Source organism: Pseudomonas sp. P42 (assembly GCF_017973755.1).
Lineage (GTDB): Bacteria > Pseudomonadota > Gammaproteobacteria > Pseudomonadales > Pseudomonadaceae > Aquipseudomonas > Aquipseudomonas iridis.
In genome coordinates this window covers 539133-561309 of record NZ_JACOPU010000002.1, presented here as the reverse complement: position 1 = coordinate 561309, position 22177 = coordinate 539133, and the positions used below count along the sequence as shown (strand labels likewise).

At 57.1% G+C, this 22177-nt stretch carries 22 protein-coding genes; 17 read left to right on the top strand and 5 right to left on the bottom strand.

What is annotated here, in order from left to right:
- Positions 1-492: 492 nt before the first annotated feature.
- Positions 493-1983, bottom strand: coding sequence for an aldehyde dehydrogenase family protein (locus H8B20_RS07475; RefSeq protein ID WP_181643114.1), 1491 nt, complete (start codon positions 1981-1983; stop codon positions 493-495).
- Between the two features lie 46 nt (positions 1984-2029).
- Positions 2030-2419 carry a c-type cytochrome gene (locus H8B20_RS07470; protein WP_181643113.1) on the bottom strand — a complete coding sequence of 130 codons (390 nt, stop codon included), beginning with the start codon at positions 2417-2419 and terminating at the stop codon, positions 2030-2032.
- A 286-nt stretch (positions 2420-2705) separates the two neighbouring features.
- Between H8B20_RS07470 and H8B20_RS07465 the strand changes: the two genes are divergently transcribed.
- From H8B20_RS07465 to H8B20_RS07435, 7 genes are all read left to right on the top strand, one after another.
- On the top strand, positions 2706-4028 hold the full coding sequence (locus H8B20_RS07465; protein ID WP_181643112.1) for an alginate export family protein: 1323 nt from the start codon (positions 2706-2708) through the stop codon (positions 4026-4028).
- Between the two features lie 59 nt (positions 4029-4087).
- On the top strand, positions 4088-6214 hold the full coding sequence (locus H8B20_RS07460; RefSeq protein WP_181643111.1) for a methyl-accepting chemotaxis protein: 2127 nt from the start codon (positions 4088-4090) through the stop codon (positions 6212-6214).
- Positions 6215-6408: 194 nt separating this feature from the next.
- Positions 6409-7557 (top strand): amine dehydrogenase large subunit, encoded by a 1149-nt coding sequence (locus tag H8B20_RS07455; protein ID WP_181643110.1) that lies wholly within the window; start codon positions 6409-6411, stop codon positions 7555-7557.
- 11 nt (positions 7558-7568) lie between these two features.
- Positions 7569-8108: a MauE/DoxX family redox-associated membrane protein gene (locus H8B20_RS07450; RefSeq protein ID WP_181643109.1), complete on the top strand. Its 540-nt coding sequence runs from the start codon at positions 7569-7571 to the stop codon at positions 8106-8108.
- Positions 8109-8111: 3 nt separating this feature from the next.
- A complete protein-coding gene (gene mauD / locus H8B20_RS07445; RefSeq protein WP_181643108.1) occupies positions 8112-8732 on the top strand; it encodes a methylamine dehydrogenase accessory protein MauD in 621 nt (206 codons plus the stop codon).
- Positions 8733-8751: 19 nt separating this feature from the next.
- Complete coding sequence (locus tag H8B20_RS07440) at positions 8752-9273, top strand: methylamine dehydrogenase light chain (protein WP_181643107.1); 522 nt, start codon at positions 8752-8754, stop codon at positions 9271-9273.
- A gap of 97 nt (positions 9274-9370) precedes the next feature.
- Complete coding sequence (locus H8B20_RS07435; RefSeq protein ID WP_181643106.1) at positions 9371-9892, top strand: cytochrome C; 522 nt, start codon at positions 9371-9373, stop codon at positions 9890-9892.
- Positions 9893-9910: 18 nt separating this feature from the next.
- On the opposite strand, the gene feaR is transcribed toward H8B20_RS07435, so the two are convergent.
- From feaR to paaY, 3 genes are all read right to left on the bottom strand, one after another.
- Complete coding sequence (gene feaR / locus H8B20_RS07430) at positions 9911-10822, bottom strand: transcriptional regulator FeaR (protein ID WP_181643105.1); 912 nt, start codon at positions 10820-10822, stop codon at positions 9911-9913.
- 93 nt (positions 10823-10915) lie between these two features.
- Positions 10916-11839, bottom strand: a complete 924-nt coding sequence (gene paaX / locus H8B20_RS07425; RefSeq protein ID WP_181643104.1) for a phenylacetic acid degradation operon negative regulatory protein PaaX — start codon at positions 11837-11839, stop codon at positions 10916-10918.
- Between the two features lie 142 nt (positions 11840-11981).
- The gene (paaY, locus tag H8B20_RS07420; RefSeq protein ID WP_181643103.1) at positions 11982-12578 is read right to left on the bottom strand and encodes a phenylacetic acid degradation protein PaaY; all 597 of its coding nucleotides are present in this window, start codon (positions 12576-12578) and stop codon (positions 11982-11984) included.
- Between the two features lie 348 nt (positions 12579-12926).
- On the opposite strand from paaY, the gene paaF reads away from it, so the two are divergent.
- The 10 genes from paaF (at position 12927) to paaD (ending at position 22157) form a co-directional block, all read left to right on the top strand.
- Entirely contained in the window at positions 12927-13700 is a 774-nt protein-coding gene (paaF, locus tag H8B20_RS07415; RefSeq protein ID WP_181643102.1) for a 2,3-dehydroadipyl-CoA hydratase PaaF, read from the top strand.
- Between the two features lie 37 nt (positions 13701-13737).
- On the top strand, positions 13738-14529 hold the full coding sequence (paaG, locus tag H8B20_RS07410) for a 2-(1,2-epoxy-1,2-dihydrophenyl)acetyl-CoA isomerase PaaG (RefSeq protein ID WP_181643101.1): 792 nt from the start codon (positions 13738-13740) through the stop codon (positions 14527-14529).
- 3 nt (positions 14530-14532) lie between these two features.
- The gene (paaH, locus tag H8B20_RS07405; protein WP_181643100.1) at positions 14533-16050 is read left to right on the top strand and encodes a 3-hydroxyacyl-CoA dehydrogenase PaaH; all 1518 of its coding nucleotides are present in this window, start codon (positions 14533-14535) and stop codon (positions 16048-16050) included.
- Complete coding sequence (gene paaI, locus H8B20_RS07400; protein ID WP_181643099.1) at positions 16043-16492, top strand: hydroxyphenylacetyl-CoA thioesterase PaaI; 450 nt, start codon at positions 16043-16045, stop codon at positions 16490-16492. Before paaH ends, paaI begins: the two co-directional genes overlap by 8 nt.
- The gene (gene pcaF, locus H8B20_RS07395) at positions 16485-17696 is read left to right on the top strand and encodes a 3-oxoadipyl-CoA thiolase (protein WP_181643098.1); all 1212 of its coding nucleotides are present in this window, start codon (positions 16485-16487) and stop codon (positions 17694-17696) included. The genes paaI and pcaF overlap by 8 nt, the downstream gene beginning before the upstream one ends.
- A 98-nt stretch (positions 17697-17794) precedes the next feature.
- Positions 17795-19120, top strand: a complete 1326-nt coding sequence (gene paaK, locus H8B20_RS07390; RefSeq protein WP_210622747.1) for a phenylacetate--CoA ligase PaaK — start codon at positions 17795-17797, stop codon at positions 19118-19120.
- Between the two features lie 448 nt (positions 19121-19568).
- Complete coding sequence (paaA, locus tag H8B20_RS07385) at positions 19569-20558, top strand: 1,2-phenylacetyl-CoA epoxidase subunit PaaA (protein WP_181643096.1); 990 nt, start codon at positions 19569-19571, stop codon at positions 20556-20558.
- A gap of 27 nt (positions 20559-20585) precedes the next feature.
- Positions 20586-20867 (top strand): 1,2-phenylacetyl-CoA epoxidase subunit PaaB, encoded by a 282-nt coding sequence (paaB, locus tag H8B20_RS07380; protein WP_007943393.1) that lies wholly within the window; start codon positions 20586-20588, stop codon positions 20865-20867.
- An 8-nt stretch (positions 20868-20875) separates the two neighbouring features.
- Positions 20876-21637, top strand: a complete 762-nt coding sequence (gene paaC, locus H8B20_RS07375) for a 1,2-phenylacetyl-CoA epoxidase subunit PaaC (RefSeq protein WP_181643095.1) — start codon at positions 20876-20878, stop codon at positions 21635-21637.
- On the top strand, positions 21624-22157 hold the full coding sequence (gene paaD, locus H8B20_RS07370; protein ID WP_181643094.1) for a 1,2-phenylacetyl-CoA epoxidase subunit PaaD: 534 nt from the start codon (positions 21624-21626) through the stop codon (positions 22155-22157). Before paaC ends, paaD begins: the two co-directional genes overlap by 14 nt.
- The last annotated feature ends 20 nt before the right edge of the window (positions 22158-22177 follow it).

Below are 22177 nucleotides of genomic sequence, written 5' to 3'. Positions count from 1 at the left end.
AATCTAAATCGTCAGGGATAAATACTGACCAGATCGAACCGAATGCAGATAAAGACACATCGCGAATTGTCGCACCATCCGTCCATACAGCGTGACGTTCGTCTTCAACACAGCTCTGCGCTGCGCGGTATACAAGATCAAAATTTTGTAATATTCGGAGCAGCTGAACTGCCGAACTCATCTATATACGTCTGGAACGCTCAGATCAAAGAAACTTACTCAGATCCAGAGCTCAAGCTGATTGACAAAAAATTAAATTTGAAGAGGTCGTTATCTCGGATGAAGCGCGAATTTCGGACCCTGCTCGGTGATGGACGGAGGAGGAGCGACCAAACCTTAGAAGCGTTACTTTCTATTACATCGAGTTCGGTAATTCCGCAAAAAACTTTTATACACTCACTAAATTGACGCAAAGAGCAGTGCTGCGAATTTCCGACTGGTACAAAACGGCCCGCCGATGCAGGCCGCAAGTATTTACCGCAACGTAAAACACTAATGGGTGATGCAGACAGATTTCAGCTCGGTATAAGCCTCGATGACCGCGCGACCAAACTCACGCCCCATGCCAGATTGTTTAACTCCTCCAAACGGCATTGCCGGATCAAGCAAAACATGGGCGTTAATCCACACCGTACCGGCCTCAATACGCGGTATCATATTCATGGCTTTGGTCAAATTGTTGGTCCACAAACTGGCTGCTAGCCCATATCGATTGTCGTTAGCCAACCCGATAACCGCCTCTTCGTCATCAAATGGAATCACTGCCAGTACTGGACCGAACACTTCTTCGCGAGACACTGACATGCTGTGATCAATGTCAGCCAGAATAGTTGGCTGTACATAAAAACCTTTGTTCTCTAGGATCTCACCACCAAAGACGATGCGAGCTCCCTCTTGGCGAGCTAATTCAATATGTTTGAGAACGCTTTGCTGATGTTTACGCGAGACCAGCGGACCGATTACTGCCGCGCCATCCATTCCAGAACCGATCGGCATAGTAGAGATAGCTTCTGCAAGCCCCTCAATGAACGCGTCATAAATTGAGCGATGTACATAGAAGCGCGATGCCGCGGCACACACCTGCCCACTATTTAGAAGGCCACCCAGGATGGCGCCTTGGACAGCTTTAGCGATGTCCGCGTCAGCCAACACTATCATCGGATTTTTGCCGCCCAGCTCCAACGAGAACCGTGTCATGTTATCCATACAGGCCACACCCACCGTTTTACCCACAGAGGTGGAACCGGTGAACGACACCTTGCTTACAAGCGGATGCGCAGTCAGCACGCCACCAACAGAAACACCACCACCGGTTATAACGTTGAATACGCCGGCAGGAATCCCCGCATCAAGCGCGAGTTCCGCCAAACGCAAAGCAGTCAGGGGCGTTTCCATTGCAGGCTTGATGATCACCGTACAGCCCGTGGCGAGTGCTGGCATTAGTTTCCATGCAGTGATAAGCAGCGGAAAATTCCACGGCACAATCCCGACCACCACGCCCACCGGCTCGCGCCTAGTGAAAGCGGTGAACTTTGCTCCCACTGGCACCGGAATTGATACGTCGAAAGTCTGACCTTCAATCTTAGTGGCCCAACCAGACATGTAACGCATGAACTCCACGGTGGCGCTCAGATCGAATGCGCGCGCCACGTTGATCGACTTACCCTGATTCAGCGTTTCCAGTTGAGCCAGTTCTTCGGCGTGCGCCTCAACTAACGCGGTGAAATTCAGCAGAATACGCTCCCGGTCAGCAGGGCGCAGGCCCGACCATGCACCTGATTTGAAAGCTTCATGCGAAGACTGTACGGCTTGTTCCACCACATCCAGTGGCGCATCAAGAGTTTCGCACAAGGCTTCGCCGGTGGCCGGGTTGACCACAGTGATATAATTGCCTTCCGCTAGTACCGTTTGGCCGTCAATAAAACAGCCATGGCGGCGTCCAAGAAATGCAGCGACTTGCGGCAGAATTTCAACGTTGCTCATAGATCACCTTAGGTTTGAACACATTGTTAAGCCAGATGAAGGCTGATTACTGTTGTTCTTTAACAAAACAGGCGACGGCCTGGCGATCTTGCGCCGAGGCCATCCCCGCATACGGCATGTAAGTGCCCGGCATAAACGCCTGTGGCTGCTCTATCAGTTGCGCAATGTTCTCAACCTGCCAATTAAAGTCCTTGCCACGCATGGCCTGTGAATAATTGAAACCTGCTAGCGCACCGGATTTGCGCCCTATCACACCAGCAAGGCTGGGGCCCATCATTCCCGTCACCCCCTTCGTCACCGAATGGCAGGCAGAGCACTCATTGGCAAATAACTGCGCGCCGCGGCTTCGGTCAGAGGAGCATTCTTCAGCCAGTGCAGCCTGTGTCAGGCAAGACAAAAGCGCACAGAAAAGCGGTAATCGCAGAGAAGTGAGCATAGGAAACACCTTGAATATTAGTGCGTTTGCCAGCAAACAAGCGTCCACACTGAAAATACCGACGCACAAGCGCTTCGGCTGAGTTGATAACTATTGTCGGGACTCATAGCCCACCAGGTTTTGCCATGCATGCCAATCGTATTGTAAAAACTGCCAAATCGCAGATTCTGGCAAGAAAGACCAAAGTTTTGGCAAGCATACAAAAGGATGAAAAAGTTCCGGGCTTTAGTATCCAAAAAGAACGCAACCCTGCGCTCAAGAACAAGAACATAAACGGATGCCAATTATGCTCAAGCCTCCCTTGCTTGCCCTATCGACTCTAGTGCTGCTGGTAAGCAGCACAAACGCCAGCGCCTATGAGCTGTACGCTGACGATGACAGCCATGTGAATGCCACGCTGGAAGCAGTATTCGGGGTTTTCCACAGCCAGGAAAACTACGGAATATCCGGCCGTCTAAGCCCAGGTTCCTCGTCGTGGCGCGAGGGCTACATAAAATATGGTCTGAGTTTCGACCAAGGGCTGGGAGGCCAAGGCACTGCTTACGGCGCGGCTAATCTATTGAGCTCCGGCACGTGGGGCGACGGCGATGCAACAGGGTCAAGTGACGGCTCCGAGCGTAGAACCAAGTTTGAAGACGCTTATCTCGGCTGGCGCTCAGGCACATTGTTTCAGACGCTGGGAGAGGACGGTCTCGACCTGTCTTTTGGACGACAGAACATTATCGTGGGTGATGGGTTCCTCATTAACGGTGACGCCGTCAACTTAGGTAATGGCCTGGGTGATGGCGAATTCAACCGCGGCGGTGCCTACTGGCTAGCTGCACGCAAGGCTTTTGACGAAACAGCCGTATTGCGCATAGGAGGCAAGGATGGCTGGCGCGGCGACTTGATGTGGCTAAAGTCAGATAACCGCGCCCAAGCCAAAACCCAAATGTACGTCGGCACCCTCGAGCACGTAGCCGAAGAGGCTACAGTCGGCCTGACCTACATCAATACCACCGATGTCGAAAAAACATTCGCCTCCCCTGCACAACTCGAGCGCGACGGCATGAAAACATACAGCGTGCGTGCGACTGGCGATGCCGGGGTGAAAAATCTGTTCCTGTCTGGTGAATATGCCAAGCAGAACAAACCCAATGCCGACAACGAAGACGCCTGGTATCTAGAAGCTGGTTGGACCTTCGCCGACGTGGCCTGGACACCTTATACCAGCTACCGCTATAGCCGTTTCTCGCAAGGCTACGACACGCTTTTCTACGGATTCAGTCGTGGTTTTGGTACTTGGTTCCAAGGAGAAGTTGCGGGTAACTATGCCGGGCCCTTCAATAGCAACTCGCGAATCCAGAACGTCACCTTCAAGGTTTCTCCATTAGAAAACCTGACTGTCGGTGCGATGTATTTCAACTTCGACACAATTGATCGCAACCTCGGCAACACAGATGGTCATGAGCTCGATCTCTACGGTGAATGGCGCTTCAACGAGCATCTCACGATTATGCCGCTGATCGGGCTATTCCAGCCGGATAAGAGCGCCGACCAAGGAGGCACCCAGCTCGGCAACAACAACAAAAACCTCTATAGCCAGGTAGTGTTCGCCACTACTTTCTAAGCTAGGCCAGGCCAGGGCAGTGGCGCGTCCACTGCTCTGGCGAAAAAAAGGCATTTGCAATGCACAGAAGCTTTCTGACTATTCAGAGCAAAATCGCACTGCTGGCTGGCCTCTGCCTCTTGTTGGTGGTCGCGGCCCTAGTAGGGTTATCACTCTACCAAACTCACCAAAACAGCCAACAAGTCGCGCAGACCAGCAGCGAGATGCTTGCCAATGCCGCCAAGGAGCGCATGCAAGCACTAGGTACAGTGCAAGCAATGCAAGTACAACGCACCTTTATGCAAACGTACGAATACGGCCAGGGATTATCCCGCCACTTACTGAACCTGCGGCAATTGCAACAGCAGGGGAAACTGAATCGTGCAGAACTGCGCCTGGCGCTGAACCAACAGTTGCACCAAGCCTTGATCAACAAGCCTGATCTACTTGGTCTCTATGTCATTTTCGAGCCCGACTCGCTGGACGGCATCGACACCAGCTTCGCTAATCAGACCGCATTGGGCAGCAACGAGACCGGACGCTTTTCCCTTTATTGGGTGCAAAGCCAACCAGGAGAACTACAAGCGATCATCGGTGACGAAACGCTGCTGGCCGATACCGCGCCCGGCCCTAGTGGCGAACCGCACAACGCTTTTTACACATGCGCGCGGAATAGGCGAACGTCCTGCGTGCTTGAACCCTATTTCGACGAAACCTCCGGCAGCCGTAAACTGGTTACCAGCATCGCGTTCCCCTTAATTATCGAAGGTAAAGTGATCGCGGTGGTCGGGCTGGATATTAGTCTCGAAGCCCTGCAACAGAACAGCCAAGCCAGCGCACTACAACTCTTCGACGGTAATGGGCAAATCATTATCGTTAGCCCTCGGGGAGTCGTTTCCGCCGACAGCCACAAAGTCAATCATCTCGGACAGGCGCTGAACAACCACCAGATCATGGAAACCCTGCGCCTGGGCCAGCCAAAAGTGTTGGTCGACCGAAAACATATCAGCGTCCTCGAACCGCTGCCACCTATTGCCGGTGCCGCTCCTTGGGGAGTGCTGGTCACCGTCGCGCAAGACGTGCTGCTAGCGCCCGCTGCCAAGCTGCAACAGCATCTTGATGCACAGTCCGTGAAAAGCATCGCAATGGCATTGTTGTTGGGTGGCAGTTCGGCCCTGCTTGGCCTGGCATTGGTCTGGTACGCCGCGCATAGCATCACTCGACCACTGAAACTACTGACACGAACCATGGAGACTATCGCTTTGGGCGAGGGCGATTTGACAGGGCGCTTGGTCGTACAATCGAAAGATGAGATTGGCCAATTGGCAACCGCGTTCAATCGCTTTGTGGAGCGCATCCATCACTCGATGTGCGAAGTATCGCAGGCGGCTATGGGCGTCAACGAGGGCGCGAAACGAGTATTGCTGGCGTCGAACTCGTCACTAACTAACTCTGATGAGCAATCCACACGAACCCGCAGTGTGGCGGCCGCAATCAATGAGCTAGGAGCCGCTTCTCAGGAAATCGCGATCAGCGCCAGCGATGCCTCCCAACAAGCCAATGTCGCGCGCCAACAGGCTGAACAAGGGCGTCAAGTGGTGGAGCGCACAATAGAGACGATGAACCAATTATCAACGAAAATCAGCACATCATGTGCCAACATAGAAGTACTGAACAGCAAAACACTAAACATCGGGCAGATTCTCGATGTAATTAAAGGCATCTCCCAACAGATCAATCTATTAGCACTCAACGCTGCCATTGAGGCTGCGCGCGCAGGTGATGCGGGCCGCGGTTTTTCGGTGGTCGCCGATGAAGTGCGCAGCCTAGCAGGACGCACGCAATCTTCAGTGGGGCAAATTCAAAAAATGATCGAAGAACTGCAAGTGGGCGCGAGGGAGTCGTTAGCTATTATGACCCAGAGCAAGCAACACAGCGACGAAAGCGTCAATATCGCCAACCTAGCAGGACAGAGACTTGGCAGTGTGACCCAGAGTATTAGCGAGATCGACAACGTCAATCAATCGGTAGCCGCAGCAACCGAGGAGCAGACCTCTGTGGTAAAGGCATTGAATGTGGATATTACCCAAATCAATACCCTTAACCAGCAAGGTGTTGAGAACCTGAAATTTACGTTACGCGCGTGTACCGAACTGGAACGCGAAGCCGATCGCCTTAAGCAGTTAGTGGCCAGTTTTCGAATATAAAAGCCCGTGCTGACCAAGCAGGAGGATCGACGCCAGGCACAGCGCAAAAAACGTTATATAAAGCTGGCACAAACAACCAAACAGTTGGCAGCCACAACAAACCCCGCCTTTTCCTGACAGGGCAAAATTAAGCTACAGAAGTCTGTTAATGCATCCGCTATGTGAAAAAACAATAATTCAGGGAGTTCCCGCAAATGCGAGCCACCAGGATCACCGTAAAATCGGCGCTCGGCCTAAGCCTTCTGGTACTGGGTTTAAAAAGTGCCAATGCAGACCTGCCGGCAGACACGATCGGCCAAACCACTTTGGCATTCCCAGCTGAAGCGCATAGAGCCTTTATTGTCGATGTTGAATTCGAAAGTTTTGCGATAGGGCGAATCACCGTGGTCGACCCGGACAATAAACGCATACTAGGTATGATACCTACTGGCTTTGCAGCCCCATCAGCCCTAAGCCATGATGGCAAGACCATCTACACGGCCGACATCTGGTATTCTCGTGGCACTCGCGGCAACCGCACCGACGTATTAGCAGCCTGGGACAGCTCAACGCTTTCACCAGCATGGGAAGTGCTGATTCCGAACAAGCGTGCCCAAATGCTGACTCAGCGCTACGGCCTGAAAACCAGCAGTGATGACCGTTTTGTATACATATACAACTTCACCCCGTCAACGTCAGTGACCGTAGTGGATACGCAGTCCAAAGCTGTGGTCGGCGAAATCGCAATCCCCGGTTGCGTGCTTAACTACCCTGTGGGCAAGCGTCGGTTCGCTTCCTTATGCGGTGATGGCAGCGTGCAGGTCGTGACGATCAACGAGCAGGGCCAGGAATCTGCACGTAGCCGTACGCCGTTCTTCGACCCGAACGCTGAGAAACTGGTAGAGCGTGCAGTAAACGTAGGTGACACCTATTACTTCACTACCACCACAGGGACCGTTCGCCCTGTGGACTTTGCCGGTGATGCGCCAATAATCCTGCCGAGCTGGTCACTGATCACTGAAGCCGAGAAAAAAGACGGTTGGGCACCGGGCGGCTGGCAATTGATGGCCATCGCCCCCAAGCTCAATCGCTTGTACGTGCTAATGCACGATTCCCACGAACCCATGAAATGGGAAGACCCAAGCCAACTAATCTGGGCATATGACCTCAAAACACAAAGGAAAATCGCGACCCTAGAGGCGCCTATACCGATGTGGAGTTTACAGGCAACGGGCGACGACAAGCCGGTGCTGCTGGGCAGCGATATTGAAGGTGGTTTGCAGATTTTCGATCTGAAGACCAATCAACTCAGCGGAAGTATGAAAAAAGTCGCGAAAACAGCCACTCAGATCATGACCTACTAAGAGGTTCGGCCATGCCTATTGATCCGATCATCGTCATCGCCAGCGCGCTCGCTATTGCCGTGTTGCTGGCCAGCGCGGCGACCCATAAATTACGTGCACCTACGCGCTTCGCCAGGCAATTGACTGACTACCAATTGGTACCCGATCCGTTGGCACGTCCCATCGCTAAAATGATCCCGATACTGGAATTGATCATCGCCTTCACGCTACTGGTTCCTATGACCCGAGCATGGGCGGCACTGAGTGCTGTTAGCCTGATCACGCTCTATGCAGCGGCGATTGGCATCAACTTGTGGCGTGGCCGGCGGGACATAGATTGTGGCTGTGCCGGACCAGATCAGGCGCAACCACTGCGGCCTGTTCTGCTGCTGCGAAATAGCGTGTTAATAGCCTTGGCTCTGGTTGCTGGCGTTACGCCACTGGTACGTGAACTGACCGTTTTTGACAGCTTTGTGACGCTGCTCGCAAGTGCAGTCGCGTTGCTTATTTACGCAGCAGCCGATGGCTTGCTGGCGAATTCTCCTCTTCTGCTCAAACTGATTGGTAGGTGATAAATGGACGGCTTAATTATTTCCAACGTTTTGCTCTGGTTACTTCTTTTAGCCTTGTCATTCGCAGTCATGGGCTTGGTGCGCCAAATTGGTGTACTGCATGGGCGCATCGCTCCGGCAGGGGCACTGATGGTAGATAAAGGCGTGGCCGTCAACGAAGCTGCTCCACAAGTAACTGCCGCCGACCGTCACGGCCGGCCAGTGAACTTCGGTTACGCCGCAGAAAAATCCCAATTGTTATTCTTCCTCTCACCGACCTGCCCGATCTGCAAGTCCCTGTTGCCAGCGATTAAGTCCATAGCCAAAGAACAGGCCGATCGTCTGGACGTAGTATTCATCAGCGACGGTGACATGGAAGCTCAGCAAGCACTGATAAGCGAACACAAGCTGGACGACGCAATCTATGTGGTCGGACCAGAAGTAGGCATGACTTACCAGATAGGCAAGCTCCCTTACGCCGCACTGATCGACAAGGCTGGCACTCTGCGCGCCAAGGGCCTGGTCAACTCGCGCGAGCACCTCGACAGCTTGTTCGAAGTTGAGCACCTCAAAAGCGCAACGCTGCAGGAATATCTCAACAACCAGCCGCGCCCCCACGACCACAGCCACGGCCATACCCACTGATTAAGGCAGGGAGACCTCTATGAAACTGCTGGATCTATTATTTGAGCGTTCGACTCGCCGTGTTGCGGACACCACATCGCGACGCAAGCTTCTCGCGCGCATGGGGTCATTGATAGTGGTTGGTGCCGCGCTGCCGGTGCTCCTGCCGCTTGATCGCACCGGTAAAGCCCTTGCCGCAGATAATCCTAAAGCTGGAGACCCTGGTGATCCGAACACCTGCGACTACTGGCGCTACTGCTCCATCGACGGTTTTTTGTGCAGTTGCTGCGGGGGCTCGGTCACTTCCTGCCCGCCAGGCACAGAAGTGTCTCAGGTCACCTGGATCGGTACTTGCCGCAACCCTGGCGATGGCAAGGACTACATCATTTCTTACAACGATTGCTGTGGTAAACAAAGTTGTGCGCAATGTGCATGCACTCGCAACGACAGCGAAGAACCCGCCTATCGTCCGTTTAACAACAACGACGTGAACTGGTGCTTAGCGGCCAAATCGAACATTTACCATTGTACAGTTGCGGTCATTCGCGGCGTCGCTATATAAGCCAGTACATGCCGTCGGTTGTTCGCACAATCGGCGGTTTTTTATCGGCGGCCTTTTCTAATTATCGTCACCGGCAACTAAAGAAAGGTACTCGCTCATGCGTATATCACTGCTTCTTAGCCTGGTCTGCGCCATCAGCACACCGCTTGCCCATGCTAGAGCAATCCCCAACCCGGCACAGCGCCAGGCACAAGGCAACGAAGCACCTCAAACGCCAATTGACCAGGCTGGTTACAGCAATGCCGTGAACTACCAATTACAATGTGCCGGCTGCCATCTGGGCAACGGTATGGGTTCACCAGCCAACGACACTCCGCGTATGACGGGGTTCGTCGGCAACTTTTTGAAAGTACCGGGTGGTCGTGAGTTTCTGGTACGAGTGCCAGGAATGTCTCAATCCGCTCTAAACAACAAACAAGTCGCAGATTTGATGAATTGGTTGATTCGTGAAGACGGTATGGCGGGGAAAAGCACACCCGCAAACTTCCAGCCATACACTGCCGAAGAAGTATCAAGACTACGGCAGAAAGCAATGCTCAACCTTCCTGGCACCCGTGCTGAGCTGATCAACTCGATGCGCTCGCAAGGCATCGCCATTGAGGATGGGATGAACAATTGACTTCGCCAAAGACTATTCTCAAGTGTGTTGTTTGCGATACTCCCCAGGAGAAACGCCGAAGCGCGATTTGAACGCGGTGGAAAAATGGCTGGAGTCAGGGAAGCCCCAAGAATAGCCAAGAGCAGACAACTTCTGATCCATCACAGATTGACGCAGTGATTCAGCACACAAATCAAGGCGTCGATTTTTGATATACCGCGCAACCACTAGCCCTTTTTTGGCGAACATTCGGTAAAGACCGCGAGTCGATATGCCTATCTCGTGTGCCAGCCATTCGGGGCAAAGCTCTTCCGAATGAACGTTTGCGTCGATAAATGTAAGCGTTTTGCGGAAGATACGTTCATGCATATCAGCCTCTTCGACTTGACAGATGGCCGGTCGCAATAGAGTCACAATAGCCTCCAATGTCGCCTCACTTTCCTGCCAAGTGAGACATTTTTGCTCAGTTACATCCAAGATCAAACGGTGCGACAGCATTGCGATGGGCGATGTCGCTGCAATCCGGTGGCCACATTTGACCTGACTGAAGCGCAGGGTTTGGTCGACCATTTGCGACGGCAGAATCAACGATAACTGCCGGGAGTTTTGACTGTAGGTGAAGTCGCTGGGACGCGAGCCGTCGATCAGCGTGATATCACCGGCCGACAGCAACACCTTACTGTCGCCCTGAGCCATGCCGGCGGTGCCATCGAGTTGAAAAACTGCGAAGTACTTGCCGCCCTCACCCGCCGCGACCTCGTGAGGTGTGCGGTACAACCGTGCCTGCCGGGCATCCACGAAGCTGAGCTTCAGGGCGCCGTCTTTGTGTTCGCGAATCTGACCGGCAAATTCGTCACCTAGCGTTTTCGCATTGAAGGCGCCACAGATCTGGTTGATCTGATGAACCCACTGATCGAAGCCATCACGGTGCTGTGCAATTGAAGAAATCATATCTGCCCTCACGCAGGCTTGTTTTTATTATCTACGCAAATCCCCGGGGTCTCCTGCTCCTCAAACAGTCACGCTGCCTCGGAACCACACGGATTAATTAAGCCCGCCAAAACGTCGATAGAAACTCTCGCCCACATCTGGTAAAGGACCATCGGCGGTTTCCAGTGCACTGTTCAACAACTCTTCAGCCTTAGCGTAGATTAACCGGTAGATGTTGCGGCACAACTGACGCGCGGCGCGTCCCTCCCAATCGCCCGGCAACAATTCGTCGGGCAATTGAGGGTCGCGCAAAAGCAATTTGCGGTACTCATGAACTAGCAGGACCCGTGCCAGGAAACAGTCCAATGGCTGCAGGCTCTCCTGTTCGCGAAGCACTTGCCAAAGCGGTCGAAACAGTTGAATGAACTCGCTGTAATGGGCCGCCAGATCCTCGATGTTCCAGCTCTCGCGCACCTGCAAACGCAGGGCCTTGGAGGCTAGCACGTCTTGTGAGGTGGTTTCGAAGACGATGGTTTCTTCTTGGGCGCCAAGATCGACCAACGTCGCGTTGACGTCAGCCCGATCAGTGCGCGGACAGGCCAGCACGGCGGGCGAGATCGCACCAAAACCTTGCCATTCCAGTTCTTCGCGCACTTTTTTGCGTTTGTCCTGGGTCAACTGCGTGAGCATCACCAGGCACCAGGAACCATCCCAGGCCGGCATCGTGGTGCTGTAGACCCGTTTGAAGGCCTTGTCGAAACGCCGGCGACCGGTGCCGGTCAGGCTGTAATAGCTACGGCGTCCGACCTTCTCGGCGGTCAGCCAGCCTTCCTTGGTCAAACGAAAAATCGAGGTACGGATCAGCCGTTCATTGATACCGATCGGCTCGAGCAATTGGATCAGGCTGCCCAGCCACACGGTGCCGCCGTGGGGTTCGATGGCATCACCGTACAACGTGATGATCAGGGAGCTGGCGCGAATCGGCGTCTGCTCCTGGAAGCGCGTAATCAGATGGTTCAAAGGTGTCAGGGACGACATGGGCGTACCGAGCGAAAAAAGAAAAGGAATATACCGAATGTCTGCAAGTTAATCGCATACACCTGTGGGAGCGAGCCTGCTCGCGAGGGTGTGTCAGCCACCCGGGTGTCGACTGACACACCTTCTCGAGTAAGGGCCATGTTCACAAAGTACTGCCCTTGGGCCGTAACCCACGGTCACTGATGCGCGGGCGATCTGGCTCCGGTTCGCTCAGCGGTTCGCAGACCTGCATCTGTTCCAGACAGCGCTTGGCCAGTTGCTGATACTCACGCGTTCCCGCCTGCTTCCACGTCACTTCCTGATCATTGAGGGTTCGCTTGACGCTGGCCGGGGCGCCCATGATGAGCGACTGCTCAGGGCATTCGAACCCCGCCTTGACGAACGCCGCCGCCGCAACGAAAGAACGCGGGCCGATCCGGGCGTTGTCCATCACCACCGCATTCATGCCCACCAGCGCATCGACACCAATGCGGCAACCGTGCAGCACCGCGCCGTGGCCGATGTGGCCGTTGCGTTCAACCACGGTGTCGCTGTCCGGGAAACCGTGCATCACACAGGTGTCCTGCAGGTTGGCACCCTCCTCCAACACGATCCGTCCGAAATCGCCGCGCAGGCTGGCCAGCGGACCGACATAGCAATGCGGGCCGATGATCACGTCACCGATGAGCACGGCGGAGGGGTGCACATAAGCAGTCGGGTCTACCACTGGGGTCAGGCCATCAAGGCTGTAGCAGGTCATGGAGGCGTCCTTTACAAAGCGATGCAAATAATGAGTAATTTTGTATCACGTCTTTTTTACCAACACAAAGACCAAAAACCGTATCACTTGAAGCCAGCCTTCCCGATGAGGGCCTAGCCCCCCCATAAATCAGCATTAACCCAATAAAATCGGGGTGAAAATCATCAGCAGCTCCGTTAAAACGAAGATAATACAAACTCATCACCCAACCAATAGGACACATTCAATAAAATTTTTTGTTGCGTTTGCGTATCATGTTACAGCTATACTTGGGCAAAACCGGCCCCTGCGGCCGATCCAATAACGAGCCGGCACCCACGCCGAGCGTGCACCTTGAGGGCATCCGCCATGCCTCTAACCCTTGCCGTCGAGCTGATCGAGCCTGGCGTCCGCCTGATTACCCTGCAGCGTGCGCAAGCATTGAATGCCCTCAATACCCAAATACTGGGTGAACTGGCGGACGAGCTGCGCGCCGCCCAGGCCGATCCGGACACCCGCGTTGTAGTCCTCACTGGCAACCGCAAAGCCTTCGCCGCCGGTGCCGACATCAAGGAAATGGCCGAGCGCGATCTGGTCGGCATCCTCAACGATCCGCGCCAGGCTTCGTGGCAGGCCATCAGCAACTTCAGCAAGCCGCTGATCGCTGCCGTCAACGGCTTCGCCTTCGGCGGTGGCTGCGAGCTGGCGATGCACGCCGACATCATTATTGCAGGCGAAGACGCCCGTTTCGGCCAACCGGAAATCAACCTCGGGATCATGCCCGGCGCCGGTGGCACCCAACGCCTGCTGCGCGCCGTCGGCAAATCCTTGGCCATGCAGATGGTCCTGACCGGCGAGCCGATCGACGCCCGTCAGGCGCAGCGTGCCGGACTGGTCAGCGAAGTCACCCAACCGGAATTGACCGTCGAACGCGCCTTGCACATCGCCCGCACTATCGCCGCCAAAGCCCCGCTGGCGGTCCGCCTGGCCAAGGAAGCGCTGCTCAAGGCCATGGACACCGATCTGGCCAGCGGCCTGCGTTTCGAGCGCCACGCCTTCACCGTGCTGGCCGGCACCCGCGACCGCAATGAAGGCATCGCCGCCTTCCAGGAAAAACGCCTGCCGACCTTCACCGGCCAGTAATCCCCGAATTCGAGATCGCCAAGAGAGCGCCAAGACCATGAACTTCGAACACATCCTGTTTTCCATCGAGGCCGGCGTCGCCCTGCTCAGCCTCAACCGTCCGGAACAGCTCAACAGCTTCAATACGCAGATGCATGGCGAAGTGAAGGAAGCGCTCAAGCTAGTGCGGCAGAACCCGGACGTGCGCGTCCTGCTGCTGACCGGCGAAGGTCGCGGCTTCTGCGCTGGACAGGACCTGAGCGACCGCAATGTCGCGCCGGGCAGCGCGGTGCCGGATCTCGGCGAATCCATCGAGAAGTTCTACAACCCGCTGATCCGCCAGCTGCGCGACCTGCCACTGCCGGTGATCTGCGCGGTCAACGGCGTAGCGGCCGGTGCCGGCGCCAACATTCCGCTGGCCTGCGACCTGGTGCTGGCGGCACGTTCGGCCAGCTTCATCCAGGCGTTCTGCAAGATCGGCCTGATACCCGATTCCGGCGGCACCTGGACGCTGCCGCGCCTTGTCGGCATGGCTCGAGCCAAGGCTTTGGCCCTGCTAGGCAATCGCCTGAGCGCCGAGCAAGCCGAGCAATGGGGCTTGATTTATCAATGTGTGGATGACGCCGACCTGCGCGACGAAGCGTTGAAACTGGCCCGCCACCTGGCGACCCAGCCGACCTACGGCCTGGCACTGATCAAACGCAGCCTGAATGCCAGTCTAAGTAACAGCTTCGACGAACAGCTGGAACTCGAGCGCGATCTGCAACGCCTGGCCGGGCGCAGCGAGGACTACCGCGAAGGCGTCAGTGCCTTCATGGAAAAACGCACCCCAAGTTTCAAGGGACGCTGAGCCATGGCCGCACTGAATAACAACGCACGCATCGCTGTGATCGGCGCCGGAGCCATGGGAGCAGGCATTGCCCAAGTCGCGGCACACGCCGGGCATACGGTGCTGCTACTGGATAACCGCCCCGGCGCTGCTGCGCAAGCCGTTGAAGGGATTGATCGGCAACTGGGTAAGCAGGTCGAAAAAGGCAAGCTGTCGGCCGAATCACGCAGTGCAACCATCGCCCGCCTTCACGCGGCGGAGGCCATCGAAACCCTGGCCGACTGCGAGCTGATCATAGAGGCCATCGTCGAGAACCTTGAGGTCAAGCGCGCGTTGTTCCGCCAGATCGAAGGTATTTGCGGCGAACATTGCATCCTCGCCAGCAACACCTCGTCGCTGTCTATTACTAGCATCGCCGCTCAGCTTGATCATCCAGAACGCCTGCTCGGCCTGCACTTCTTCAACCCAGCGCCGGTGATGGCGCTGGTGGAAATCGTCTCGGGTCTCGCAAGCGATCCGGCGTTGGCTGAGTGTCTGTACGACACCGCCAAGGCCTGGGGCAAAAAGCCGGTGCACACCCGCTCCACGCCAGGCTTCATCGTCAACCGCGTGGCCCGGCCGTTCTATGCCGAGAGCCTGCGTCTGCTGCAGGAAGGTGCTGCCGATTGCCAGACCCTCGATGCATTGATGCGCGAGGCCGGTGGCTTTGCCATGGGTGCGTTCGAACTGACCGATTTGATCGGCCACGACGTCAACTACGCCGTGACCTGCTCCGTATTCGACGCCTACTACCAGGACACCCGTTTCTTGCCGTCGCTGATCCAGAAAGAGTTGGTGGACGGTGGACGCCTGGGGCGCAAAAGCGCTGAGGGCTTCTACAGCTATGCCCACGGCGTGGAACGTCCTCTCGCAGCTGAAACCAGCAGCACAGCGACGGTCGAAGTGTGTGCCGTGGAAGGTGACCTCGGTATCGCTCAAGGCTTGCTCGTACGTTTGCACGAGCAAGGCGTCGAGATCATCCAGCGTGACGGCCAGGGTTTGTTGCGGGTCGGTGACGCCGTGCTGGCCTTGAGCGACGGGCGCATGGCTTGTCAGCGTGCTCGCGAGGACGGGCTGCGCAACCTGATCCTGCTGGACCTTGCGTTCGACTACGGCAAAGCCGAGCGTATCGCCATCAGCCATGCGGCCGGCATCGATCCGCTGGCACTCGCACAAGGCGTGGCCCTGCTGCAACGGGCCGGCCTCAAGGTCAGCCTGCTCAGTGACAGCCCGGCCCTCGCGGTCTTGCGCACCGTCGCCATGCTCGCCAACGAAGCCGCCGACGCCCTGCTGCAAGGCGTGGCCTCGGCCGCCGACATCGATCTGGCCATGCGCGCCGGGGTCAACTATCCACAAGGGCCGCTGGCCTGGGCGGATGCGATAGGTCTGGCGCACATCCTGAACGTGCTGGAAAACCTGCAAGCCAGTTATGGCGAAGAACGCTACCGGCCGTCACTGCTGCTGCGCCGTCGCGTCGCCGAAGGGAAACACTTCCATGACTAACCACGAAGCGATGACGCTGGCCAGCAAATGCGCCCAGTCCTTGTTCCAGCGTGATGCCGCCAGCCAAGCGATGGGCATGCGCCTGCTCTCGACCGGCCCCGGTTGCGCCCGCGTCGGCATGACCGTGCGCGCCGACATGCTCCAGGGCCACGGTACGTGCCACGGCGGCCACCTGTTCGCGCTGGCCGATTCGGCGTTCGCCTTTGCCTGCAACAGCTACAACGAAGCCACCGTGGCCATCGGCTGCAGCGTCGACTACATCGCCCCGGCACGCCTGGGCGACACGCTGACTGCCGACTGCACCGAGCAAAGCCGCTCCGGGCGCAACGGCAACTACGACGTACGCATTGAAAACCAGCAGAGCCAGTTGATTGCCCTATTCCACGGTAAATCCTACAAAGTGCGCGGCTCAGTGCTGGCGCAGGAGATCCCCAATGAATGACGCCCTGATCATCGACGCGGTCCGCACCCCGATCGGTCGCTACGCCGGAGTCCTTAGCAGCGTCCGCGCCGACGACCTCGGCGCGGTCCCCCTGCGCGAACTGCTGCGCCGCCACCCGCAAGTGGACTGGAACAGCGTGGACGATGTGATCTACGGCTGCGCCAACCAGGCCGGCGAAGACAACCGTAACGTCGCGCGCATGTCGGCGCTGCTGGCCGGATTGCCGGTCAGCGTGCCGGGCACCACCCTCAATCGTCTGTGCGGTTCCGGGCTGGATGCCATCGGCACTGCTGCCCGGGCGATTCGCAGCGGCGAAACCGGATTGATGCTGGTTGGCGGCGTCGAGTCCATGTCCCGCGCACCGCTGGTGATGGGCAAGGCCGAACAAGCGTTTTCCCGTTCGGCAGAGATTTTCGACACCACCATCGGCTGGCGCTTCGTCAATCCGCTGATGAAAAAGGCATATGGCATCGACTCCATGCCCGAAACCGCGGAGAACGTCGCCGAACAGTTCAACATTTCTCGCGCCGACCAGGATGCCTTCGCCCTGCGCAGCCAGCAACGCGCCGCTGCCGCCCAAGCCAATGGGCGCCTGGCCAAGGAAATCGTCGCGGTGGAAATTCCCCAGCGCAAAGGTCTGACCAGAGTGGTCGAGCATGACGAACACCCGCGCGGCGACACCACCCTTGAACAGCTGGCCAAACTCGGCACGCCGTTCCGCGAAGGCGGCAGTATCACCGCCGGTAACGCCTCTGGTGTCAACGACGGTGCTTGTGCATTGCTGCTAGCAAGCCCTGAAGTCGCCAAACGCCACGGCCTGACCGCCCGTGGTCGCGTCGTGGCGATGGCCACCGCTGGCGTCGAGCCACGGATCATGGGCATCGGCCCTGTCCCCGCCACGCGCAAAGTGCTGGAAGTGGCCAACCTGAGCCTGGCCGACATGGACGTGATCGAGCTCAACGAAGCATTCGCCGCTCAAGGCTTGGCAGTGTTGCGCGAACTAGGTCTGAATGACGTCGACCCACGGGTCAATCCGAACGGCGGCGCCATCGCCCTCGGCCATCCGTTGGGCATGAGCGGTGCGAGACTGGTCACCACCGCCCTGCACGAACTGGAAGAACGTAAAGGCCGCTACGCCCTGTGCACCATGTGCATCGGTGTCGGCCAGGGGATCGCGCTGATCATCGAGCGTCTAACCCACTAAATAGTCGCGATTCCCGAGGAGCCGAGAGGTATCCTTGGGGCATGCACTCAAAGCCCCCGTGTACGGGGCTGGAACACAAAAACAATTCGAGTGAACACATGAACATGCCAATTGCCAAAGACGTGCTGACCCCTGTGCTGGATCCGCTGGAAACCGCCAGTATCGACGAGTTGCGACAGCATCAGTTGGAGCGTCTGCGCTGGAGCCTGAACCACGCCTACAACAATGTGCCGCTGTACCGTCAGCGTTTCGATGCGCTGGGAGTGCACCCGGACGACATCAAGTCCCTGGAAGATTTGGCAAAGCTGCCCTTCACCACGAAATCCGACCTCCGCGACAACTACCCCTACGGCATGTTTGCCGTGCCGATGAACGACATCGTTCGTCTGCACGCATCCAGCGGCACCACCGGTAAACCGACCGTTGTGGGCTACACCCAGAACGACATCGACACCTGGGCCAACGTAGTGGCGCGTTCGATCCGCGCCGCCGGTGGTCGACGTGGCGACAAGGTCCACATTTCCTATGGCTACGGCCTGTTTACTGGCGGCCTCGGCGCGCACTACGGCGCTGAACGCCTGGGCTGCACGGTGATCCCGATGTCCGGTGGCCAGACCGAAAAACAAGTGCAACTGATAAAGGATTTCCAGCCGGACATTATCATGGTCACGCCGTCCTACATGCTCAACATCGCCGACGAAATCGAGCGCCAGGGTATCGACCCGCATAAACTGGCCCTGCGCCTGGGCATTTTCGGTGCCGAGCCGTGGACCGCCGATTTGCGCAGCGCCATTGAAGCGCGCCTGGGCATCACCGCATTGGACATTTACGGCTTGTCGGAAATCATGGGGCCTGGCGTAGCAATGGAATGCGCCGAAACCAAGGACGGCCCGACCATCTGGGAAGACCACTTCTATCCGGAAATCATCGACCCGGTCACTGGGGAAGTGCTGCCGGACGGTCAAATGGGTGAACTGGTATTCACCTCATTGAGCAAAGAAGCCCTGCCGATGATCCGCTACCGCACCCGCGACCTGACCCGCTTGCTGCCCGGCACCGCACGCCCGATGCGCCGCATCGACAAGATCACCGGGCGCAGCGACGACATGCTGATCATCCGCGGCGTCAACGTGTTCCCGACGCAAATCGAGGAACAAGTACTCAAAGTTAAACAACTTGCCGAGTGCTATGAGATCCACCTGTATCGCAATGGCAACCTCGACAGCGTTGACGTGCATGTCGAGCTCAAGGCCGAGCACAATCACCTGACTGATGAACAGCAGAAGGCTGTTTGCGGGGAATTGAGCAAAAACATCAAGACGTACATCGGGATCAGTTCGCGAATTGTTTTGCAGCCGTTCCATTCGATCAAACGATCCGAAGGCAAGGCTTGCCACGTGTTGGATAAACGTCCAAAGGCATGACCACCTAAAGCATGACTGCTGCACCCCTTATGGCCCCGCTTTTGCGGGGTTTTTTTTGGGGTTTGGAGATCTACGGCGATCCGCTGTTCCGTGGAATTAAATCTGCTTGGGATGGGTGTCCACGTCGAAATGCGATCACACAAGGGTTTTGCGTTCGCACGCAAGCGCCAACAGGCCGGCTCCCAAAGAAAACAGAAAAGCGTACACCCTAATCATTCCAAAGGCCTAGCGTTGCCGTGCCTCTCGTCTTTGATCCCGATCCACTCGCTCGGCAGCAGCTCGGGAAAACAAGCGGCAGCTACCGAAACCGACAAGTACCCCCTCGCCCCCCCCCCCAAAACCGATACAGAAAACAAATACGACACGTCATTTTATGTTTGAAATTAATTTCTGTATCGCTTATAAAGTTATCCATGCCCTCGACAAGATTCTAGGCGGGAGACCCCAAATGTACGCACAGCTCGTAGAAACAGGCGTAAAGCGCATCAAAGACCTGTCGGAAATGTCTGAACAGGAACGCGCTTTTCAAGAAAAAATCGATTCAGAAATCAAAGTCGAAGCCAAGAACTGGATGCCAGATGCCTATCGCCAGACTTTGATCCGGCAGATTTCCCAGCACGCCCACTCCGAAATCGTTGGCATGCTGCCCGAAGGCAACTGGGTCACCCGCGCGCCATCGCTCAAACGCAAACTGCAATTGATGGCCAAGATCCAGGACGAAGCCGGTCACGGCCTGTACCTGTACAGCGCGATGGAAACCCTCGGCGCAGACCGCGATGAAGAAATCGCCAAGCTGCATAGCGGCAAAGCCAAGTATTCGAGCATCTTCAATTACCCGACGCTGAACTGGGCCGACATGGGCGCGGTGGGCTGGCTGGTGGATGGTGCGGCCATCGTCAACCAGGTGGTGCTGCAGCGCACCTCGTACGGCCCCTACTCCCGAGCCATGGTGCGAATCTGCAAGGAGGAGAGCTTCCACCAGCGTCAGGGCTACGAAATCCTCCTGACCATGATGCGCCACGGCAATCAAGCGCAAAAAAACATGGTCCAGGACGCGATCAATCGCCTGTGGTGGCCGTCGCTGATGATGTTTGGCCCAAGCGACGAACACTCGCCCAACAGCGCTCAATCCATGGCCTGGAAAATCAAGCGCCAGAGCAATGACGAACTGCGCCAGCGCTTCATCGACCAGACCATCCCGCAACTGGAGCTGTTGGGTTGCACCTGTCCCGACCCGGACCTGAAGTGGAATGCCGAACGCGGCCACTACGACTTCGGCGAAATCCAGTGGAGCGAATTCTACGAAGTGCTCAAGGGCAACGGCCCGTGCAACCAGGAACGCGTCGCCACCCGCCGCAAGGCGATTGAAGACGGTGCCTGGGTGCGTGAAGCCGCCGTCGCCCAAGCCCGCAAAAAACAAAACAAGAACGCCGCCTGAGTCGGCCACTGATGTGGAGTAACTGAAATGTCCGAGTGGACCCTATTTGAAGTTTTCGTGCGCAGCAAGCACGGCCTCAACCACAAGCACGTCGGCAGCGTGCATGCCGCCGACACCACCATGGCCATCGAGAACGCGCGCGAGCTCTACACCCGTCGCAGCGAAGGCGTGAGCCTGTGGGTCGTGCCTTCGGCGCTGATCACCGCTTCGTCGCCGGATGAAAAAGACCCGCTGTTCGATCCGTCGGACGACAAGGTCTACCGCCACGCCAGCTTCTACGAGCTGCCGGCCGAAGTCGGGCACATGTGAGGTCGACCATGAACAACAAGACCGATCTGATCGAATACCTGCTGCGCCTCGGCGACAGCGCCCTGATCCAAGGCCAGCGCCTGTGCCAATGGTGCGGCAAGGCGCCGGCGCTGGAAGAAGAACTGGCACTGATGAACGTCGGCCTCGACCTGGTGGGCCAGGCGCGCAACTGGCTGGAGTACGCCGCCGAATTGCTGGACGACGGCCGCGATGCCGATCACCTGGCGTTCCGCCGTGACGAGCGCGCTTATCGCAACCTGCTGCTGGTCGAACAACCCAACGGCGACTTCGCCGTGACCATGCTCAAACAGTTCCTCTACGACGCCTGGCACTTGCCAGTGCTGCAGGGCCTGAGCCAGTCCAGCGACGAGCGCATCGCCGGGATTGCCGCCAAGGCGGTGAAGGAAGTGACCTATCACCTGCGCCGCTCCGGCGAATGGATCGAGCGTATGGGCGACGGCACCGAGGAAAGCAATCGGCGCATGCTTGCCGCGATTCCCGAGGTCTGGCGCTTCACCGTTGAATTAATCGCCGCCGATGACAGCGAACAGCGACTGTGCGCAGCCGGCATCACCCCGGACATCGCCAGCGTCGCCGCCCAGTGGCAAGCCAAAGTCGAGCAGATCTTCAGCCACGCCACCCTGCCCGTCCCCGCGACGCCGAGCTATTTCTACCTGAATGCACGCACAGGTCTGCACACCGAACACCTGGGCATTCTGCTGGCCGAAATGCAGTTCCTGCCACGAGCGTACCCCGATGCAACCTGGTGAGCTGATCGCCAGCGACCTCGGCGCCCGGCCGGCTCAACCGACCGACCTGGCTGCCGCGTGGGCGATCCTGTCCGAAGTGATGGACCCGGAAGTGCCGGTGGTCAGTGTCGTCGACCTCGGCATCGTCCGCGATCTGGACTGGCAGGCCGGTCACCTTCACGTGGTGGTTACGCCGACCTACTCCGGTTGTCCGGCCACCGAAGTGATCGAGAGCGACATCCGCGAAGCCCTGGAACTCGCCGGGTTCAAGGCACCGCAACTGGAGCGCAAGTTGACCCCGGCCTGGACCACGGACTGGATCAGCGCCGACGGCCGCGAACGCCTGCGCGCCTACGGCATCGCGCCACCCGAGGGCAGCACCAGCAAACGCAGCCTGCTCGGTGAAAGCCCGCACGTTGTGTGCCCGCAATGCGGCAGCGCCCACACCGAGGTGCTCAGCGAGTTCGGTTCTACCGCCTGCAAAGCCCTGTATCGTTGCATCGATTGCCGGGAACCGTTCGACTATTTCAAGTGCATCTGAGCGGCGAATCGGCCGTCCTA

What these genes read in the sequence shown, in the direction of transcription:
- H8B20_RS07475 (WP_181643114.1), bottom strand. Translation starts at nt 1,983, where the DNA reads ATGAGCAACGTTGAAATTCTGCCGCAAGTCGCTGCATTTCTTGGACGC.
- H8B20_RS07470 (WP_181643113.1), bottom strand. Translation starts at nt 2,419, where the DNA reads ATGCTCACTTCTCTGCGATTACCGCTTTTCTGTGCGCTTTTGTCTTGC.
- H8B20_RS07465 (WP_181643112.1), top strand. Translation starts at nt 2,706, where the DNA reads ATGCTCAAGCCTCCCTTGCTTGCCCTATCGACTCTAGTGCTGCTGGTA.
- H8B20_RS07460 (WP_181643111.1), top strand. Translation starts at nt 4,088, where the DNA reads ATGCACAGAAGCTTTCTGACTATTCAGAGCAAAATCGCACTGCTGGCT.
- H8B20_RS07455 (WP_181643110.1), top strand. Translation starts at nt 6,409, where the DNA reads ATGCGAGCCACCAGGATCACCGTAAAATCGGCGCTCGGCCTAAGCCTT.
- H8B20_RS07450 (WP_181643109.1), top strand. Translation starts at nt 7,569, where the DNA reads ATGCCTATTGATCCGATCATCGTCATCGCCAGCGCGCTCGCTATTGCC.
- mauD (WP_181643108.1), top strand. Translation starts at nt 8,112, where the DNA reads ATGGACGGCTTAATTATTTCCAACGTTTTGCTCTGGTTACTTCTTTTA.
- H8B20_RS07440 (WP_181643107.1), top strand. Translation starts at nt 8,752, where the DNA reads ATGAAACTGCTGGATCTATTATTTGAGCGTTCGACTCGCCGTGTTGCG.
- H8B20_RS07435 (WP_181643106.1), top strand. Translation starts at nt 9,371, where the DNA reads ATGCGTATATCACTGCTTCTTAGCCTGGTCTGCGCCATCAGCACACCG.
- feaR (WP_181643105.1), bottom strand. Translation starts at nt 10,822, where the DNA reads ATGATTTCTTCAATTGCACAGCACCGTGATGGCTTCGATCAGTGGGTT.
- paaX (WP_181643104.1), bottom strand. Translation starts at nt 11,839, where the DNA reads ATGTCGTCCCTGACACCTTTGAACCATCTGATTACGCGCTTCCAGGAG.
- paaY (WP_181643103.1), bottom strand. Translation starts at nt 12,578, where the DNA reads ATGACCTGCTACAGCCTTGATGGCCTGACCCCAGTGGTAGACCCGACT.
- paaF (WP_181643102.1), top strand. Translation starts at nt 12,927, where the DNA reads ATGCCTCTAACCCTTGCCGTCGAGCTGATCGAGCCTGGCGTCCGCCTG.
- paaG (WP_181643101.1), top strand. Translation starts at nt 13,738, where the DNA reads ATGAACTTCGAACACATCCTGTTTTCCATCGAGGCCGGCGTCGCCCTG.
- paaH (WP_181643100.1), top strand. Translation starts at nt 14,533, where the DNA reads ATGGCCGCACTGAATAACAACGCACGCATCGCTGTGATCGGCGCCGGA.
- paaI (WP_181643099.1), top strand. Translation starts at nt 16,043, where the DNA reads ATGACTAACCACGAAGCGATGACGCTGGCCAGCAAATGCGCCCAGTCC.
- pcaF (WP_181643098.1), top strand. Translation starts at nt 16,485, where the DNA reads ATGAATGACGCCCTGATCATCGACGCGGTCCGCACCCCGATCGGTCGC.
- paaK (WP_210622747.1), top strand. Translation starts at nt 17,795, where the DNA reads ATGAACATGCCAATTGCCAAAGACGTGCTGACCCCTGTGCTGGATCCG.
- paaA (WP_181643096.1), top strand. Translation starts at nt 19,569, where the DNA reads ATGTACGCACAGCTCGTAGAAACAGGCGTAAAGCGCATCAAAGACCTG.
- paaB (WP_007943393.1), top strand. Translation starts at nt 20,586, where the DNA reads ATGTCCGAGTGGACCCTATTTGAAGTTTTCGTGCGCAGCAAGCACGGC.
- paaC (WP_181643095.1), top strand. Translation starts at nt 20,876, where the DNA reads ATGAACAACAAGACCGATCTGATCGAATACCTGCTGCGCCTCGGCGAC.
- paaD (WP_181643094.1), top strand. Translation starts at nt 21,624, where the DNA reads ATGCAACCTGGTGAGCTGATCGCCAGCGACCTCGGCGCCCGGCCGGCT.